Below are 14,515 nucleotides of genomic sequence, written 5' to 3'. Positions count from 1 at the left end.
GGCGTCAGAGGTCGAGCACCAGCCGGGGCGAACAGGCGCGCGACACGCAGAGCATCATCACCTCGTTCTCCTGCCGTTCCGCCGCGGTCAGCACCGAGTCCCGGTGGTCCGGCGTCCCGCCCAGCACCCCGGTTTCGCAGGTGCCGCACGTGCCTTCCCGGCACGACGACAACACCGTGATCCCGGCTTCCTCGACCACCTCCAGGATCGACCGGTCCGCCGGCACCGGCAGCACCCGGCCCGACCCGGCCAGCTCGACCTCGAACGCCGTCCGCTCGCCGTCGTCCGCCGCTGCGGTGAAGCGCTCGACGTGCAGGTCCGCCGGGCCGAGCGCTTCCACCGCCGCCAGCAGCGGTTCCGGGCCGCAGCAGTAGACCGCCGTGCCCGGCCGGGTCGCGGCCAGCAGCGTCGGGAGGTCCAGCAAGCCGTGCTCGTCCTGGGGGCGGAACGAAACCCGGTCGCCGTGGTGGGCGAGCTCGGCCGTGAACGCCATCGAAGCCCGCGTCCGGCCGCCGTAGACCAGCTGCCAGTCGCGGCCGGACGCGGTGGCGGCGTCGAGCATCGGCAGGATCGGCGTGATGCCGATGCCGCCGGCGACGAACAGGTACCGCTCGGCCTCGACCAGCGCGAAGTGGTTGCGCGGGCCGTCCACCTCGACGCGATCCCCGGCCGACAGCGCATCGTGCACGTACGCCGAGCCGCCGCGACCGCCGGGTTCGCGCAGCACGGCCACCTGGTACGCCGACGTTTCCGCGGGGTCGCCGCACAGGGAGTACTGCCGGACGAAGCCGGGCAGGACCAGGTCGATGTGCGCGCCCGGCTCCCACGGCGGCAGCGAGCCGCCGTCAGGGTCGCGCAGGGTCAGCCGGACCACGCCGTCGGCCAGCTCTTCCTTGCGGTCCACCAGGAGTTCGCGGGTCATCGGTGTCCTTCGGGGTGGGCGAGCAGCCAGTCCCACAGCTGCACGGGGTCGTCGAACTCGCGCTCGGCGCCGCAGTGGCAGACCGCGCGCAGCCGGTCGGTGCCGAGCACCCAGTGGATCCGGTTGACGCGGTCGCCGGTCAGCATCGGGCGGTTCACGACGCAACCAGCCGCTGCAGCATCCGGCGGGCCGCCAGGCCGCCGGTGTCGATGTTGACCGAGAGCTCCTGGTAGCCCGCCGGTTCGGTGGCGATCACCCGCTCCAGGACGTCGAGGGCTTCGACGTCCTGCAGCACCACGGTCCGGTTGTTCTCGGCGAGGAACGCCGACACGCCTTCGTCGTCGAGCGCGAAGTCCCGGGCCACCGCCCAGAAGTCGTGCGTCGAGTGCTCGGTCTCGGGCGTGATGGCGTAGACGACCTCGACGTGGAAGGCGTCCGGATCGGTGCCGTCGGGGTTCGGCACGGACCCGACCGGTGCGATGCGGCTGTGCAGCTTGTACAGGCACGGCGGCGTGTACTCGATGTCCTGCCAGCGCGTGATGCGGCCCTCCAGGCCGGTCGACTTGGCGTAGAAGGGCGGGCACGCGGCGTCGGCCATGTGCCGCGAGACGTAGACGATCCCGGCCTCTTCGTCCACTTCGGTCGTGATCGGCGTCTCGGCGACCTCCGGCGTGCCGATGTAGCCGCCGTGCAGGTAGGTCTCGTGGGACAGGTCCAGCAGGTTGTCCACCAGCAACGAGTACCGCGCCTTCAGCGGTTCCATCCCGCGGACGGTGGTGTAACCCGGCGAGTCGAGCCAGGGCGCCCGCGGGATCCGCGCCGGATCGGCCTTCGCGGGGTCGCCGATGAAGATCCAGACGAAGGAGTCCTGCTCCACCAGCGGGTAGCGTGCCAGCCGCGCGGTCCGCGGCACCCGGGTCTGGCCCGGCACGGCCACGCACTTGCCGTCCACGCCGTAGGTGAACCCGTGGTAGCCGCACACGACCTGGTCGTCGACGAGCCGCGAAGGCGCCTGCGACAACGGGAAGCGCCGGTGCACGCACCGGTCGGCCATCGCGGTGACGCTGCCGTCGCGGGTCCGCCAGAACAGGACCGGCTCGCCGCAGATGGTCCGGCTGAACAGCTCGGCCCCGATCTCGGAGCCGTAGGCGGCGACGTACCACTGGTCGCGGGGGATGGCGCTCATCGAGGTCGTCCTTTCGTGGTGGGCCGGGTCACAGCCTGGGGGAGCGGCCCGGGTGCCACGAAGGGCTATTTCATAAGACGGAAAGCGCGCGCGAGATCGCCCGCGCGCTCGTCATCACCAGCGGGGCGAGCGCGTGCGGCGCCGCGCTCCCGCAGCGCACCACGAGCGACATCGCCGCGACGACCTGGCCCCGCCCGTCGTGGATCGGCGCGCCGACCGACAGTGCGTCCAGGGTCACCTGCCGCTCGCTGATGGAAAAGCCGTGCGTGCGCACGTCGGCCAGCAGGTGCCGCAGCCGGTCCGGGTCGGTCACCGTCTCGCTGGTGTACCGCTCGATCGGGCGGCCGAGGACGTCCTCTTGCACGTCGGCGGGCGCGTGGGCGAGCAGGACGAGCCCGACGCCGGTGGCGGTCAGCGCGAACCGCCCGCCGACCCGGGTCAGCACCGGAACGGCCCCGGACCCGGCGATCCGCTCGATGTACACGACTTCGGTGCCTTCGCGGACAGCGAGCTGGACGTTCTCCCGCGTGATCTGCGAGAGGTCCTCCAGGAACGGCAGGGCGAGTTCCCGCAGGCCCAGCCCCCGCGGCGCGAGCGAGCCCAGTTCCCACAGCCGCAGCCCGACCCGGTAGACGCCGGTCTCGTCGCGCTCCAGCGCGCCCCATTCGCAGAACTCCCGCAGGAGCCGGTGCGCGGTCGCGGCCGGCAGCCCGCTCCGGCGCGCGACCTCGCTCAGCCGCAGCGTCGGCCGCTCCGGCGAGAACGCTTCGAGCACCCGCAGCGCGCGGCCCAGCACCGGCCCGGTGGCGCCGGGAACGCGACCTCGGTGCGGCACGGCGACCTCCGGCGGGCCGGGACTGCTCAGGCGTCCACTATGCCCCGCTCCGCCCGGCGCGCGGCCGCGGCGTCCCGGCGTTCCTCGAACCGGGACGCCTGGGTGTCGAGGCCCTTGAGGAAGGTGGCCAGCTCCTCCCGCGCGGCTTCGCCGACCGCGCCCAGGCCGGTCAGGTCGAACACCTTCCAGTACCGCAGCAGCGGCTGGACGACGTCGTCGTGGTGGATGCGCAGGTCGTAGATGCCGGCCTTGGCCATCAGCGCCGCCTTGCGCTGGAAGCTCGGGATCACCGCGCCCGGCATCGCGAAGTTCAGCACCTCGTCGGTGATCGCGCGCACCATCGCGTCCGGGGAGATCTCCAGCGCCGCCTTGACGAGGTTGCGGTAGAAGACCATGTGCAGGTTCTCGTCCGTGGACACCCGGGCCAGGAGCTTCTCGGCCAGCGGGTCCTGGGTGTAGCGGCCGGTGTTGCGGTGCGAGAGCCGGGTCGCGAGCTCCTGGAACGAGACGTACGCGCAGACGTTGAGCAGCGGCTTGTCGCCGGTGTCGTAGCCGGCCTGCATCGTCTCCATCCGCATTCGCTCCAGCTCGACGGGGTCGACGGCGCGGGTGACCAGCAGGTAGTCGCGGATGCAGATGCCGTGGCGGCCCTCTTCGGCCGTCCACCGGTGCACCCACGTCCCCCACGCACCGTCGCGGCCGAACGCGCGCTCGATCTCGCGGTGGTAGCTGGGCAGGTTGTCCTCGGTCAGCAGGTTGACTTCCAGCGCCGTGCGCGCGATCGGGCTCACCCGGGACTGCTCCGGGTCCCACGCCTCGCCGCCCAGTTCGGCGAAGTCGCGGCCCTGGCTCCACGGCACGTACTCGTGCGGCATCCACTCCTGGGCGGCGGCGAGGTGCCGGTTGAGGTTCTCTTCGACCGTGCCTTCCAGTTCGTGCAGCAGGCGGGTGGTTTCGGGGACCGGCATGCGGGACGTCCTTCCTTACCTACGCGACCGTAACTTACGGTGCCGTAGGCAACGACAACGGACGCGGCTGCCGGAGGGTTCCCCTCAACGCGTGAACTCGAACACGTAATCCTTCAGAAGGGGCCCGAAGAAGCTCTTCCCGGTGACCCGCACGACGGCCCGCCCGGGCACGCCACCGGCCTGGGAAAGGATCTCGCACCGCACGGCGGGGTCGGCCGGGATGACCCTGGTGATCGTCGGGGGAGTCCCGGCCGTCAGCGGGACGGTGCTGGCCGCGGCACCGGCGTCGAAGCCGCCGATGGTCCGGCCGCCGACGACGAGCTTGATCGAGAGGGGCCCGTCGGTCGGGATCGCCCGGCCGCTGAACTGCTGCCAATAGCCCACGCAGGTGTCGCGCCAGGTGCCGGCGTCGGCCTCGTGGGCCGCGAGCTTCGCCTTCACTTCGGCGAAGCGGCGGGCGTCGACGTGCGGTTCGAGCGCGTCCCAGGCCCGCCGCATCCAGGAGACGTACTGGACGCCCGTCTGGTAGCGGAGCACCAGCTCGTCCCAGAAGATCCGGCCGCTGCGCATCCGCCGGTCCCACGGAACGTGGTGGAACCACATCAGCAGGTTCTCGGGGGTGGTGTCGATGTCGGCGTACCGGGCCGCGAGCACCGGGAAGTACTGCGCGGTGAACCCGCTGCCGGTGGGCGAGCGGTCGTAGCCGAGCCCGGCGGTGTCGGCTTTGTTGTAGTACACCGGGCTCCAGTCGTCGCGCGCGAGCCGTTCGGCGGGGTTGGGGCCGTAGTGGTCGCTGGAGCGGAACTGGTGCGCGACGCCGAGCGGGGTCTGGTAGGCGGCCAGCGCCTCCCGGGAGCCCATCATCATCGCCACGATGGTCCGGACGGCTAAGTCGCGGTTGCCCCACGTCAGCCGGACCCAGTCCTCGGCGATGCCGCGGGCGTCCAGCGTCCAGTCCCAGGCCAGCCTGCCGAAGGCGTACAGGTTCGCCTGCGCGAAGTGGTGCCCGGTCAGGTCGTCGGTGTTGCCGAAGTTGGCCACCCCGACGATGGCGCTGTCCGGGTGGCCCTGCGCCGTGCCGTCCACCACGTGACCCACCAGGCGGTGCGGCAGCAGCCGGCCGTCCGGGCCGGTGGCGAACGTGTCGGACTTCAGCACCTCTTCCCACAGCGGGCCGAGGTAGCACAGCATCGTGTTCTGCCCGGTGTACTCCTGGGTCACCTGCAGCTCGATGGCCTGGTTGGTGTGCGCCAGCCGGCCGAACAGCGGGTTGGCCGGTTCCCGGGCCTGGTAGTCGAGCGGGCCGTTCTTGGTCTGCAGGAACACGTTCTTCGCGAACCGGCCGGTCGTGCCGTCGGGCTGGCGTTCGGCGTCGATGGGGCCGAACTCGAGGTACGCGCGCTTCAGCCGGTCCGCGTCGACGTCGGCGTTGTAGACGAAGGTCCGCCAGAAGATCCGCATCCCGAGCGGCGCCACCGCCGCCGCGATGCCGTTGGCGCCGTCCCCGTGGTCGTAGCCGAGGTCCTGGGGACCCGGCTGGCCCTCGGAGTTCGCCTTGACCGTGAAGCCCAGGAAGTCGGGGATCGCCGCCTGCAGCTGCCGGGCCCGGCGGGTCCACCAGTCCCGGAACTGCGCGCTGTAGGGGTCCAGCTGTTCGCGCGTCAGGGTGTCGGGCGCGAACCGGGCGTCCGTCGGGGCCGCGTAGTTGATGGAGACCGCCAGCCGGATCCCGTACGGGCGCAGTGCGTCCGCCAGTGCGGCTTCCTGCTCGATGGCGGCCGGGGTGAGGTAGAAGCTGTTGGCGTTGACGTTGTTGATCGTGATGCCGTTGATGCCGACGGAGGCCATCGCCCGTGCCGCCACGAGGTACCGGTCGAGGATCACCGGCAGGTTCAGCGCGGTGGACGCGCCGGTGGCGGTGAAATCGAAGATCGCCCCGTTTTCGCCGTTCAACCCGCCGGTACCCGCCGGGTTGTTCCCGGCGTAAAGACGCTCGGTTTCCCAGTAGTTGAGGTATCGGTGGTTGATGCGGGGAACCGATGAAAGTTTCAGGTCGGTGAGAGGCTGTTCCGCCTGCAGCCGCCGGAGGAAGGCGAACGTCCCGTACAGCGCGGCGACGTCGGTGTTGCCGGCGATCACGATCGACCGGTGGCCGTCCCGGCACAGCGAGCGGATGAGGTAGCCGTCGCTGCCCAGCGGGGCCAGGTCGCGTGCGGGCACGAGCCGGCGCACCAGCGGTGAGCTGTCGGGGGTGCCCACCACCACCGCGCGGTCGGGAAAGCCGTCCCGCACCGGCACGGACCGCCCGAGCAGGCCGCGCAGACCCCGGACGAGCTCGTCCCGCGCGGCGGCCAAAGTGCTCTCCACCAGGTGTTCCGTGGCGCCGGGGGCCATGCTCAGGTTCGCCGTGTGGCGGTGCACCTTCGTCCGGTCCGCGTTCTCCACGACGATCGCGCCGAGCGTGGTCCGGTACCGGGCGAGGAGGCCGGGATCGGCGACCGGCTCGTAGCGCAGCCACAGGTCCGAGCCGTCGTAGTCGTCCGGGAAACCCGGCGGACTCGCCTGGGCCGCGGAGGCACCGAACACCGAGGTGGTCAGGACGGCTCCGCTGCCGATCAGGAAGGAGCGCCGCCGCAGCCCGTTCTCGTCGTTGAGAGACAACGTTCCCCCACGTGATCGCCGGGTATTGAGTTCGGTTCCCGCACTATTGCGGGCGCGGGTCGGCACTGTCAAGAATTGGCGATATACCGGGAAATCCCGAAAGTTTCGGCGTGTCGGGGACGGTGTGCCCGGCCCGGCCGGAGCACCGTGTCAGACTTCGCGGCGATGCTCACCCCAGCCGATCTCGCCGACCTGCTCGACTGCGAACACCGCAGCGTCCTCCTCCAGGCGCGGGCCGCGGGACTGCCGGGAGCGCCGCGGCCCGAGTCCGGCAGCCACGAGACCACCGACGCTGAAGACCTCGCCCTCGCCGCGAAGGCGACGGAGGAGGCGTTGCGCTCCGGGGCGCCGGTCATCCACCGGGCCGTCTTCCTCGACGGCGAGTTCTCGGCTCAAGCGGATTCGCTGGTCCAGGACGGCGAGGGCCGCTACGAAGTGCACGACGCCACACCGGTCCGGCAGGCGACGCCCGCGGCGGTGATCCGGCTGACCGCGTGCGCCGACGCACTGGCGCGCGCCGGTTGGCCGGCCGGGCCGCGGCTGCACCTCCGGCTGACCGACGGCGGCACCCGGACGCTGAGCGTCGAGGACTTCCGGCCGCTGGTGGACCGGCTGCGGGCCCGGCTGGCCGGGCGCCCGCCGCGGCTGCCGGTGCCGCTGTGGGCCGACGAACGCCCGGCCTGCGCCGGGTGCGGGTTCGCGCAGCACTGCGCGTCGGCCCGCGAAGCCGACCGTGACCTCTCGCTGGTGGCCGGGATGCGCGGTGACCAGCGGCGCAAGCTCGTCGCCGCCGGGCTCGGCTCGATCGACGCGCTGGCCGCCGCGAGCCCGGACGACCGGCCGCGGGACCTGTCCGCGACGGCGTTCGCGACCCTGCGCGCCCAGGCCGTGCTGCAGGTCCGGCAGGACACCACCGGCGAGGTCGCCTACGAGGTCGTCGACCCGGACGAGCTGGCCGCCCTGCCCGCGCCGGCGCCGGGGGACGTGTTCGTCGACCTGGCCGGCGATCCGCACGCCCTGGCCGGCGAAGGCCTGGAATACCTCTTCGGTGCCTTCGGCGACCGGCAGTTCACGCCGTTCTGGGCGCACAGCCGCGCGCAGGAGCGGCGGGCGTTCGAGGAGTTCGTCGACTTCGCCGCGGCGCGCGTGGCCGAGCACCCGGGCTCGCACGTCTACCACTACGCGCCCTACGAAGTCACCGCGATCAAGCGGCTCGCGGCGGTGCACGGCACCCGCGAGGAGACCGTCGACCACCTGCTCCGCAGCGGCGCGGTCGTCGACCTGCACGCGGTCGTGCGCAAGGCGCTGCGCGTGTCGCAGCGGTCGTACTCGATCCGCCACCTCGAACCGCTCTACCAGCCCGGCGCCCGCGCGAAGACCGCCGTGTCCGACGTCGACGCGTACGAGGAGTACCTGGCGCTCGCGCAGTCCGGGGAGCCCGAACGCGCCGACGAGGTCCTGCGCCGCATCGGCGAGAACACCGAGGACGACTGCGTCTCCGCCCAGCGGCTGTTCGGCTTCCTGCACCGCGTCCGGGCCGACGCGGGGATCGCCGTCCCGGAGCCGGCCGAGGAGTCCGCCGAAGACGCGCTGCTGCGCGCGGCCGAGGAGGACGTCGCCGCCGAGCGGCGCGCCGAACGGGCCGCGCAGCTGGCCGCGCTGGTCGACCCGCTGCTCGACGGGCTGCCCGATGACCCGGGGCAGTTCACCGCCGACGAGCGGGCCCGCGCGCTGCTGGCCGCGTCCGTCGGCTACCACCGCCGCGAGACCAACCCGGCGTGGTGGGAGTACTTCCGCCAGCTCGCCGCTCCGCTCGGCGACCTCGAAGTGGACACCGCCTGTGCCGTGCCGGTCTCGCTGGAAGCCGGCGAGTGGGTGCCGCCGGCCGGGCGGGCGCGCACCGCGAAGCGGACGCTCCAGCTGGCGTGCGACCCCGACCGGCCGCACCCGTTCGCGCCCGGCGACGACGTGCGGCTGCGTTACGGCGACACCGCCCGCGACGCGAAGGTCGTCGCCGCCTCGGCCGTCGAGCTGACCCTGGAAGAGAGCTGCCCGCCGGACGCCACGACGAACGACCGGCCGAGCGCGGTGCTGCCGGGCAGCCCGGTGCGGCCGTCGCCCAAGGACGAGGCGGTCGCCGACCTCGCGCGCCTGGTCGTCGACGCGCTCCCGCAGCTGCCGCGCCACCCCGGCGTCGACCTGCTCCGGCGGACGCCGCCGCGGCTGCGCGGCGGCGCGGCGCTGCCCGAGCCGGGGGAGGACCTGGTCGCCACGGTGATCGAGGCGGTCGAGGCGCTCGACGGGTCGGCGCTGGCCGTGCAGGGCCCGCCGGGCGCGGGCAAGACCTACCTCGCCGGCCGGCTGATCGCGCGGCTGGTCCGGGCGGGCCGGACGGTCGCGGTCACCTCGACCAGCCACAAGGCCGTGGAGAACGTGCTGAGCGCGGCCAAGAAGAGCGCGCCGGAGCTGCCGTGCGCCAAGCGCGCGAAGAAGACGCCGGACCCGGCCGCGCCCTGGGACCAGCCGAAGAGCAACCCCGCGCTGGTGAAGTGGCGCGAGGAGCACGACACCGGGCACCTCGTCGGCGGCACGGCGTGGACGTTCGCCAACGCGGCGGTCCGCGAGGAGCCGTTCGACCTGCTGATCATCGACGAGGCCGGCCAGTTCGCCCTGGCCGACGCGCTCGCGGTGTCGATGTGCGCGCGCAACGTCGTGCTGCTGGGCGACCCGCAGCAACTGCCCCAGGTGGTGCAGGGGACGCACCCGGCGGGCGCCGAGGCGTCGGCGCTGGGGCACCTGATCGGTGAGGCCGACATCATGCCGGCGGCGCTGGGCTACTTCCTCGACGAGACGCGGCGCATGCACCCGGCGGTGTGCGAACCGGTGTCGCACCTGTCCTACGCCGGGCGGCTGCACGCCCACCCGTCGGCGGCGGACCGCGCGCTGGACGGCGTCGCCGCGGGCCTGTACGTGTCCGAAGTGGACCACCAGGGCAACACGACCCGGTCGGTGGAGGAAGCCGCCGAGGTCGTCCGGCTGGTGTCCGAAGTGCACGGTCGCGTGTGGACGGACCACGGGGTGGCGCGGCCGCTGGGCGACCACGACATCCTGGTGGTGGCGCCGTACAACCTCCAGGCCCGCACGGTCACCCGCGCGCTGGAGCAGGCCGGCTTCCCCGGGGTCAGGGTGGGCACGGTCGACCGGTTCCAGGGCCAGGAGGCACCGGTGGTGATCACGACGATGACGTCGTCATCGGCGGTCGACCTGCCGCGTGGCCTGGATTTCCTGCTGTCCCGCAACCGGCTGAACGTGGCGCTGTCGCGGGCGCAGGCACTAGCGGTGCTGGTGTGCTCGCCACGGCTCGTCGAGGCCGACATCCGGACGGTGGACCAGATGCGCCTGGTCGCGGGCATGATCGGCCTGATGACGGCGGCCCGCCCCTGGCCGGCGGCTCAGCCGGGCGGTTCGGTGGTGCCGGCGTCGTCGTCGACGTCCTGAGAGCCGGGTTCCGTCCGGTCGGCCTCGGGCACCTCGACGTCGAGGTCGAGCTCGGGGGTACCGGGCGGCGCGGGCGCGTCGGGGGTCAGGGGGCGGTTCTCGGATTCGCTCATGGAGGGCGGTTACCCCGCTCACCGCTGATCAAGCCTAGGCTTGGCATCCGACCGTCCAGGTACGCGAGCCGACGGTTCCGGTACGCAGGCCGACCGTCGGGGTACGCCAGCCGACTGTTGCGGTACGCAGGCCGACGGTCGGGGTATGGCAGCCGACTGTTGCGGTACGCAGGCCGACCCTGGGGTACGCAAGCCGACCGTCCAGGTACGCAAGCCGACTGATCCGGTACGTTGGCCGACCCTTTAGGTACGCGAGCCGACTGTTCCGGAACGCGGGCCGACCCTCTGGGTGCGGGAGCCGACTGTTGCGGTGCGCAGGCCGACCCTTGGGGTACGCGAGCCGACCGTTCCGGTACGCAGACCGACCGTCGGGGTGCCGGGCCCCGCTGGCCACAAGCGGCGAACTGGTGTCGGGCCCGGGTGGACACGAGCGGGCGGGCGGGCGTCAAGCAGGGTTGCGGGGCGCGGCCGGGTCATCTCCGGCGAGCTCGGCCGGAGCCAGGTCGTCCAGGGGCTGCCAGCGGAACACCCCGGCACCCTGGGCGTAGGCCAGGTGCCCGCCGAGGGCACCGCCCATGCTGGTCGCCGTCAGGCCCAGGGCCGCGAGGACCCGTCCGGTGCCGCCGCGGCGGCGGGCCACGTAGGACGCTCCGAACAGCGCCGCCGCCGTCGCGTTGGCCGCCGCGTGGACCAAGGCGACCCGGCGTTGCCGCACGTCCAGGCCCGTGTAGTCGGCCAGGCCGAGCACCATCGCCGCCGGGGCCGTCAGCAACCCCGTCGCGACCAGGCGGCGCGCGGTGTCCTTCCCGTCCGGGAGGAGGTCGAACAGCGCCGAACACAGCCAGGCGCCGATGGGGAGCGTCACCGCGAGCGGGTGCAGCGGGTGCCCGAGGCTGTGGCCGCGCAGTTGCCGCAGCACGCCGGTCCCGTCCGCGGCGCCGAGCACCTTCGTCAGTGCGGTCGCCGGCCCATCGAGCGCCTCGGCGTCTTCCGCTTTCCCCAGCACCCGGTGCGCCCAGGCGGGCTTCGACCGGGCGTGACCGTCGCGCGTCGGATCCATACCGCTGCGGCTACCCCGTCGTCCGCGGGTCAATCCTCACGTCGTGCGGTGACGCCGTGACACCAGCGCCGTGAGCAGGTCACCCGGCCGGGGGAGTGTCCCGACCAACCGGGTGAACGCGCTGCGCTGCACCACCTTCCCGGGGTGACGGCCGTGCACGCGGCCCGGTTCGTCCACAGTGGAGTCGACGTTGTCGGTCCCGTTGTCCGGCAGCGTGTTGCGGAAACTGCCCGAGCCGATCCGGCGCAACGACAGCAGCGCGTCGGACAGCCCGGGGGAGAGCCGCTGCCCGAGGAAGAAACCGGCCGTGGCGCCGCCGACCGGGATCTCGCGACGGGGGTGCGTCGCGGCGAACACGATCGTGTCGGCGACCGCTTCCGGCGCGTACACCGGCGGCGGGGGCTTCGGCAGCGCACCGAGCTTGCTGCGCGCGTGCTCGAAGAACGGCGTGTCGATGGCCCCGGGCAGGATGGTCGTGACGGCGATCGGGGCGCCCTCCTGCGCGAGTTCGATGCGGAGGCAGTCGTAGAAGCCACGCAGCGCGAACTTGCTGGCGGTGTAGGGCGCGTGCAGCGGCACCGCCCGCACGCCCTCGGCCGACGCCACGCCGATGACCGAGCCACCACCCGCGCGGCGCAACGCGGGCAGCGCCGCGCGCACGCCGTGGACGTGGCCGAGGAAGTTCACCCGCAGGACGCGTTCGAATTCCTCGTCGGTGATGTCCTCGACGCGCCCGAAGACGGACACGCCGGCGACGTTCACCCAGGTGTCGATCCGCCCGAACTCCGCTTCGGCGGCCCGCACCAGCGCGCGGACGGCATCCGGATCGGTGATGTCGGTGGGCACGGCCAGCGCGGTCCCGCCGGCGCTGGTGATTTCGCCGACGAGGGTGTCGAGGGCCCGCGCGGTGCGCCCGGCGCACACGACACGCGCCCCGCGGGCGGCGAAGGCGAGCGCCGAGGCCCGCCCGATCCCGCTCGACGCGCCCATGAGCACGACCACCTGGTCGGACACCGGTCGGGGCATGACGCCTCCTCCTGATCGGGGATCCCGGGCCACGCGGATACCGCAGGTGTGGCCGCACAAACGCCGCGGGCGCGGGTGATGGCTGTGACAGTGGGGTGGCTGTGGTGTTTCGGTGCGGTGACGTCGGCCCGTGCTGCGGAAGGCTTGATGGCGCCTGACGCCGCGGCTGTTGAACAACTCGACGCAGTCGCGCGCTGCCGCGGAGCTGGGCGGGCTTGGCCACCGCCGCTGCCGGGCCACGGCTGTTCGTGGCGGTCGCCCGGTCATCCCGGCGCTGTCGTGCGATGCCGCGGCTCGGGTGGCTCGGCCACCGCCACTGCCGGTCGCCGCCTTCCTGGTCATCCCGGCGATGCCGCAGCTCGCCCATCCTGGCGCACCAGCATCGAGTCCGCGCCGAAACCGCCACCGCCCTCGTGCGAACGCTGCGGCATGAGCGGCGCCGAGCCCGGGTACTCCTGCCGCGTGCCTCTCCCCGCCGGAATCGCCGCCTTCGTGCCCGGGACCTCGGTCGCCGCGGGTGCGGCCGTCCTGTTCGCCGTCGGTTCGGTGCTGCAGCACGAGGCCGCCGTGAGCACTGCGGATGCTCGCGGTGTCGAACTGCGCCGGCTCGTCACGCGTCCCAAGTGGATGGCCGGGCAGAGCGCCACCGTGCTCGGGACCCTGCTGCAGGTCGTCGCGCTGGCTCTTGCGCCGGTGGCGATCGTGCAGCCGGTGCTGGCCGGGGGGCTGGTGATCGCGCTGGCGATCCGGTCGGTGCGCGATCGGTGCCTGCCGTCGCGGCTCGATGGGATCGGGGGCCGTCCTCACCTGCGGTGGCCTGGCCGTTTTCCTGGTCGCTGCGCGCCCGGCCGCCGGTACCGGTGATCACCTGCCGCCGTGGTTCGCCGTCGTTGCCGCGGTGGTCCTGGCCGGGGGTGTCGTCGCCGGGGCGAGCCGGATCGGGCGTGGGCCGTGGGGCGCGCTGGTGTGCGGTGCGGCCGCCGGGATCGCCGCCGGGGTGGCGGCGGTGCTCATTTCCGCGGCGGTCAAGACCTTTGGCGAACGCGGGCTGCTGCCGACGCTCGGCGGTACCGCGCTGTGGGCCGCGCTCGCCGTCGCCGTCGTCGCGCAGCTGGGCAGCCAGCAGGCGTACGCGCGGGGTGCGCTGTCGTGGTCGATGCCGGCGCTGGTGCTGCTCGACCCGCTCGCCGCCGTGCCCGCCGCCCGGTTCCTGACGGGGGAGCGCCTCGAACCGGGTCACGCTTTCGTGTGGGTCCCGGCGGCGGCCGTCGCCGTCGTGGGCGTGGTCCTGCTGGCCCGGACCGGGGAAAGCTGCCGCCGGCCGGTGTTTCGCCGTCGCGTCAGCGGGAAGCCCGGGGAACATGACCGAACCGGACCACAGCTATGACCCGCCGCAGGACACGGGCCAACCCGACGCCGTCGAGACGGACCCGGCCGCGCTGAACAGCGCCGAGGACCTCGACGAGGACCGGATCCGCGCCGACCCGCTCGAGGAGGGCATGGATCCGCCGGAGCACTGGTCGGGCGTGACGAAGTACGGCATGACGCCGTGGGAGCAGGCCCACCCCCGCGGACTCGGCGACCGGATCGACGAGGAACTTCCGGACCCGACGGCGCAGGTCCCGCCGGCCGGCCTCGAGGCGGACCCGGGCGAGCAAGCCGACGCGGACCCGGACACGGGCGCGACGCCGGACGAGCCGATGCAGCTCGAACCGGTGGAGGGCGACGGCTTCCCGTTCGACTCGGAGCCCGACGAGGTGGGCGTGGAAGCGGGCTCGGCGGTGACCGCGGGGCCCGAGCAGGCCGCGCTGCACATCGAGGGGGAGAACGGGCGAGCGTGAGCCGCTGGGGGCGCTCGGCACGCGGTGGAGCCGGCTGACGCCTTGCCCCGCGTTGAGTCGCCTCGGACTGGCGCCTGACGGCGGTTTGCCGTCAGGCGCGCCGGGGTCGAGCGTGGTAGCGGGTTGCGGTTTTGCCGATCGTGTGGCTGGCCGCGGACTGGACCTGGCCACCAACCCGAGCCCGCCCGCCGGGCCGGCCGGCGTTCCCGGCTGGCCCGGGCGATTACGTGCGGCCGCAAGCCGGTGTCTGTCCCGCGATGCCGTGGCGCAGCTCCGGCTCCTCGAGGGACCGGATGCGGTGCCGCAGCGAGCCGAGCGGGAGCTGGTCGTAGTCGGGTACGGGCAGTGGGCCCGGCATGGCGATCTTCCTCCCTCGCCCGCCGCCCACCCGGTGCCCGGCCCGGC

General features: G+C 73.3%; 14 protein-coding genes. 4 read left to right on the top strand and 10 right to left on the bottom strand.

Going from position 1 to position 14,515, the window contains the following annotated elements; translation table 11 throughout:
- Positions 1-4: 4 nt before the first annotated feature.
- The 6 genes from ACLJPY_RS18840 to ACLJPY_RS18815 all read right to left on the bottom strand — a co-directional run bounded on the left by ACLJPY_RS18840 (position 5) and on the right by ACLJPY_RS18815 (position 6,572).
- Positions 5-922 carry a PDR/VanB family oxidoreductase gene (locus tag ACLJPY_RS18840; protein WP_410590109.1) on the bottom strand — a complete coding sequence of 306 codons (918 nt, stop codon included), beginning with the start codon at positions 920-922 and terminating at the stop codon, positions 5-7.
- Positions 919-1,080, bottom strand: coding sequence for a hypothetical protein (locus ACLJPY_RS18835; protein ID WP_410590108.1), 162 nt, complete (start codon positions 1,078-1,080; stop codon positions 919-921). Before ACLJPY_RS18835 ends, ACLJPY_RS18840 begins: the two co-directional genes overlap by 4 nt.
- Entirely contained in the window at positions 1,077-2,108 is a 1,032-nt protein-coding gene (locus ACLJPY_RS18830) for a Rieske 2Fe-2S domain-containing protein (protein WP_410590106.1), read from the bottom strand. The genes ACLJPY_RS18835 and ACLJPY_RS18830 overlap by 4 nt, the downstream gene beginning before the upstream one ends.
- A gap of 70 nt (positions 2,109-2,178) precedes the next feature.
- Positions 2,179-2,943 (bottom strand): IclR family transcriptional regulator, encoded by a 765-nt coding sequence (locus tag ACLJPY_RS18825; RefSeq protein ID WP_410590104.1) that lies wholly within the window; start codon positions 2,941-2,943, stop codon positions 2,179-2,181.
- A 26-nt stretch (positions 2,944-2,969) separates the two neighbouring features.
- Entirely contained in the window at positions 2,970-3,911 is a 942-nt protein-coding gene (locus ACLJPY_RS18820) for an acyl-ACP desaturase (RefSeq protein WP_410590103.1), read from the bottom strand.
- Between the two features lie 84 nt (positions 3,912-3,995).
- A complete protein-coding gene (locus ACLJPY_RS18815; protein WP_410590101.1) occupies positions 3,996-6,572 on the bottom strand; it encodes an alpha-glucuronidase family glycosyl hydrolase in 2,577 nt (858 codons plus the stop codon).
- 165 nt (positions 6,573-6,737) lie between these two features.
- Here ACLJPY_RS18815 and ACLJPY_RS18810 point away from each other — a divergent pair, with 165 nt between their 5' ends.
- On the top strand, positions 6,738-10,070 hold the full coding sequence (locus tag ACLJPY_RS18810; protein ID WP_410590099.1) for a TM0106 family RecB-like putative nuclease: 3,333 nt from the start codon (positions 6,738-6,740) through the stop codon (positions 10,068-10,070).
- Here ACLJPY_RS18810 and ACLJPY_RS18805 read toward each other — a convergent pair.
- The 3 genes from ACLJPY_RS18805 to ACLJPY_RS18795 form a co-directional block, all read right to left on the bottom strand.
- Positions 10,025-10,183 carry a hypothetical protein gene (locus ACLJPY_RS18805; protein WP_410590098.1) on the bottom strand — a complete coding sequence of 53 codons (159 nt, stop codon included), beginning with the start codon at positions 10,181-10,183 and terminating at the stop codon, positions 10,025-10,027. The two genes, ACLJPY_RS18810 and ACLJPY_RS18805, sit on opposite strands and share 46 nt — an antisense overlap.
- 445 nt (positions 10,184-10,628) lie before the next feature.
- Positions 10,629-11,243 (bottom strand): DUF2231 domain-containing protein, encoded by a 615-nt coding sequence (locus ACLJPY_RS18800; protein ID WP_410590096.1) that lies wholly within the window; start codon positions 11,241-11,243, stop codon positions 10,629-10,631.
- 36 nt (positions 11,244-11,279) lie between these two features.
- On the bottom strand, positions 11,280-12,269 hold the full coding sequence (locus tag ACLJPY_RS18795; RefSeq protein WP_410590094.1) for an SDR family oxidoreductase: 990 nt from the start codon (positions 12,267-12,269) through the stop codon (positions 11,280-11,282).
- Between the two features lie 462 nt (positions 12,270-12,731).
- On the opposite strand from ACLJPY_RS18795, the gene ACLJPY_RS18790 reads away from it, so the two are divergent.
- From ACLJPY_RS18790 to ACLJPY_RS18780, 3 genes are read left to right on the top strand one after another with little or no spacing between them, the layout of a single operon-like run.
- Positions 12,732-13,133, top strand: coding sequence for a hypothetical protein (locus ACLJPY_RS18790; RefSeq protein WP_410590093.1), 402 nt, complete (start codon positions 12,732-12,734; stop codon positions 13,131-13,133).
- Positions 13,054-13,656, top strand: coding sequence for a hypothetical protein (locus ACLJPY_RS18785; RefSeq protein ID WP_410590091.1), 603 nt, complete (start codon positions 13,054-13,056; stop codon positions 13,654-13,656). The genes ACLJPY_RS18790 and ACLJPY_RS18785 overlap by 80 nt, the downstream gene beginning before the upstream one ends.
- Positions 13,631-14,110: a hypothetical protein gene (locus ACLJPY_RS18780; RefSeq protein WP_410590089.1), complete on the top strand. Its 480-nt coding sequence runs from the start codon at positions 13,631-13,633 to the stop codon at positions 14,108-14,110. Before ACLJPY_RS18785 ends, ACLJPY_RS18780 begins: the two co-directional genes overlap by 26 nt.
- Before the next feature lie 223 nt (positions 14,111-14,333).
- Here the strand turns inward: ACLJPY_RS18780 and ACLJPY_RS18775 are convergent, their stop codons facing one another.
- Positions 14,334-14,468, bottom strand: coding sequence for a hypothetical protein (locus tag ACLJPY_RS18775; protein ID WP_410590087.1), 135 nt, complete (start codon positions 14,466-14,468; stop codon positions 14,334-14,336).
- Positions 14,469-14,515: the final 47 nt, after the last annotated feature.

Source organism: Amycolatopsis sp. lyj-23 (assembly GCF_046549135.1).
Classification (GTDB): domain Bacteria; phylum Actinomycetota; class Actinomycetes; order Mycobacteriales; family Pseudonocardiaceae; genus Amycolatopsis.
The sequence above is the reverse complement of the archived record's forward strand: the minus strand, read 5'-3'. Positions and strand labels throughout refer to the sequence as shown.

Excerpts from the sequence above, each read along its gene's own strand:
- ACLJPY_RS18840 (WP_410590109.1), bottom strand. The coding sequence starts at position 922 with ATGACCCGCGAACTCCTGGTGGACCGCAAGGAAGAGCTGGCCGACGGC.
- ACLJPY_RS18830 (WP_410590106.1), bottom strand. The coding sequence starts at position 2,108 with ATGAGCGCCATCCCCCGCGACCAGTGGTACGTCGCCGCCTACGGCTCC.
- ACLJPY_RS18820 (WP_410590103.1), bottom strand. The coding sequence starts at position 3,911 with ATGCCGGTCCCCGAAACCACCCGCCTGCTGCACGAACTGGAAGGCACG.
- ACLJPY_RS18810 (WP_410590099.1), top strand. The coding sequence starts at position 6,738 with ATGCTCACCCCAGCCGATCTCGCCGACCTGCTCGACTGCGAACACCGC.
- ACLJPY_RS18805 (WP_410590098.1), bottom strand. The coding sequence starts at position 10,183 with ATGAGCGAATCCGAGAACCGCCCCCTGACCCCCGACGCGCCCGCGCCG.
- ACLJPY_RS18800 (WP_410590096.1), bottom strand. The coding sequence starts at position 11,243 with ATGGATCCGACGCGCGACGGTCACGCCCGGTCGAAGCCCGCCTGGGCG.
- ACLJPY_RS18795 (WP_410590094.1), bottom strand. The coding sequence starts at position 12,269 with ATGCCCCGACCGGTGTCCGACCAGGTGGTCGTGCTCATGGGCGCGTCG.
- ACLJPY_RS18785 (WP_410590091.1), top strand. The coding sequence starts at position 13,054 with ATGGGATCGGGGGCCGTCCTCACCTGCGGTGGCCTGGCCGTTTTCCTG.
- ACLJPY_RS18780 (WP_410590089.1), top strand. The coding sequence starts at position 13,631 with ATGACCGAACCGGACCACAGCTATGACCCGCCGCAGGACACGGGCCAA.
- ACLJPY_RS18775 (WP_410590087.1), bottom strand. The coding sequence starts at position 14,468 with ATGCCGGGCCCACTGCCCGTACCCGACTACGACCAGCTCCCGCTCGGC.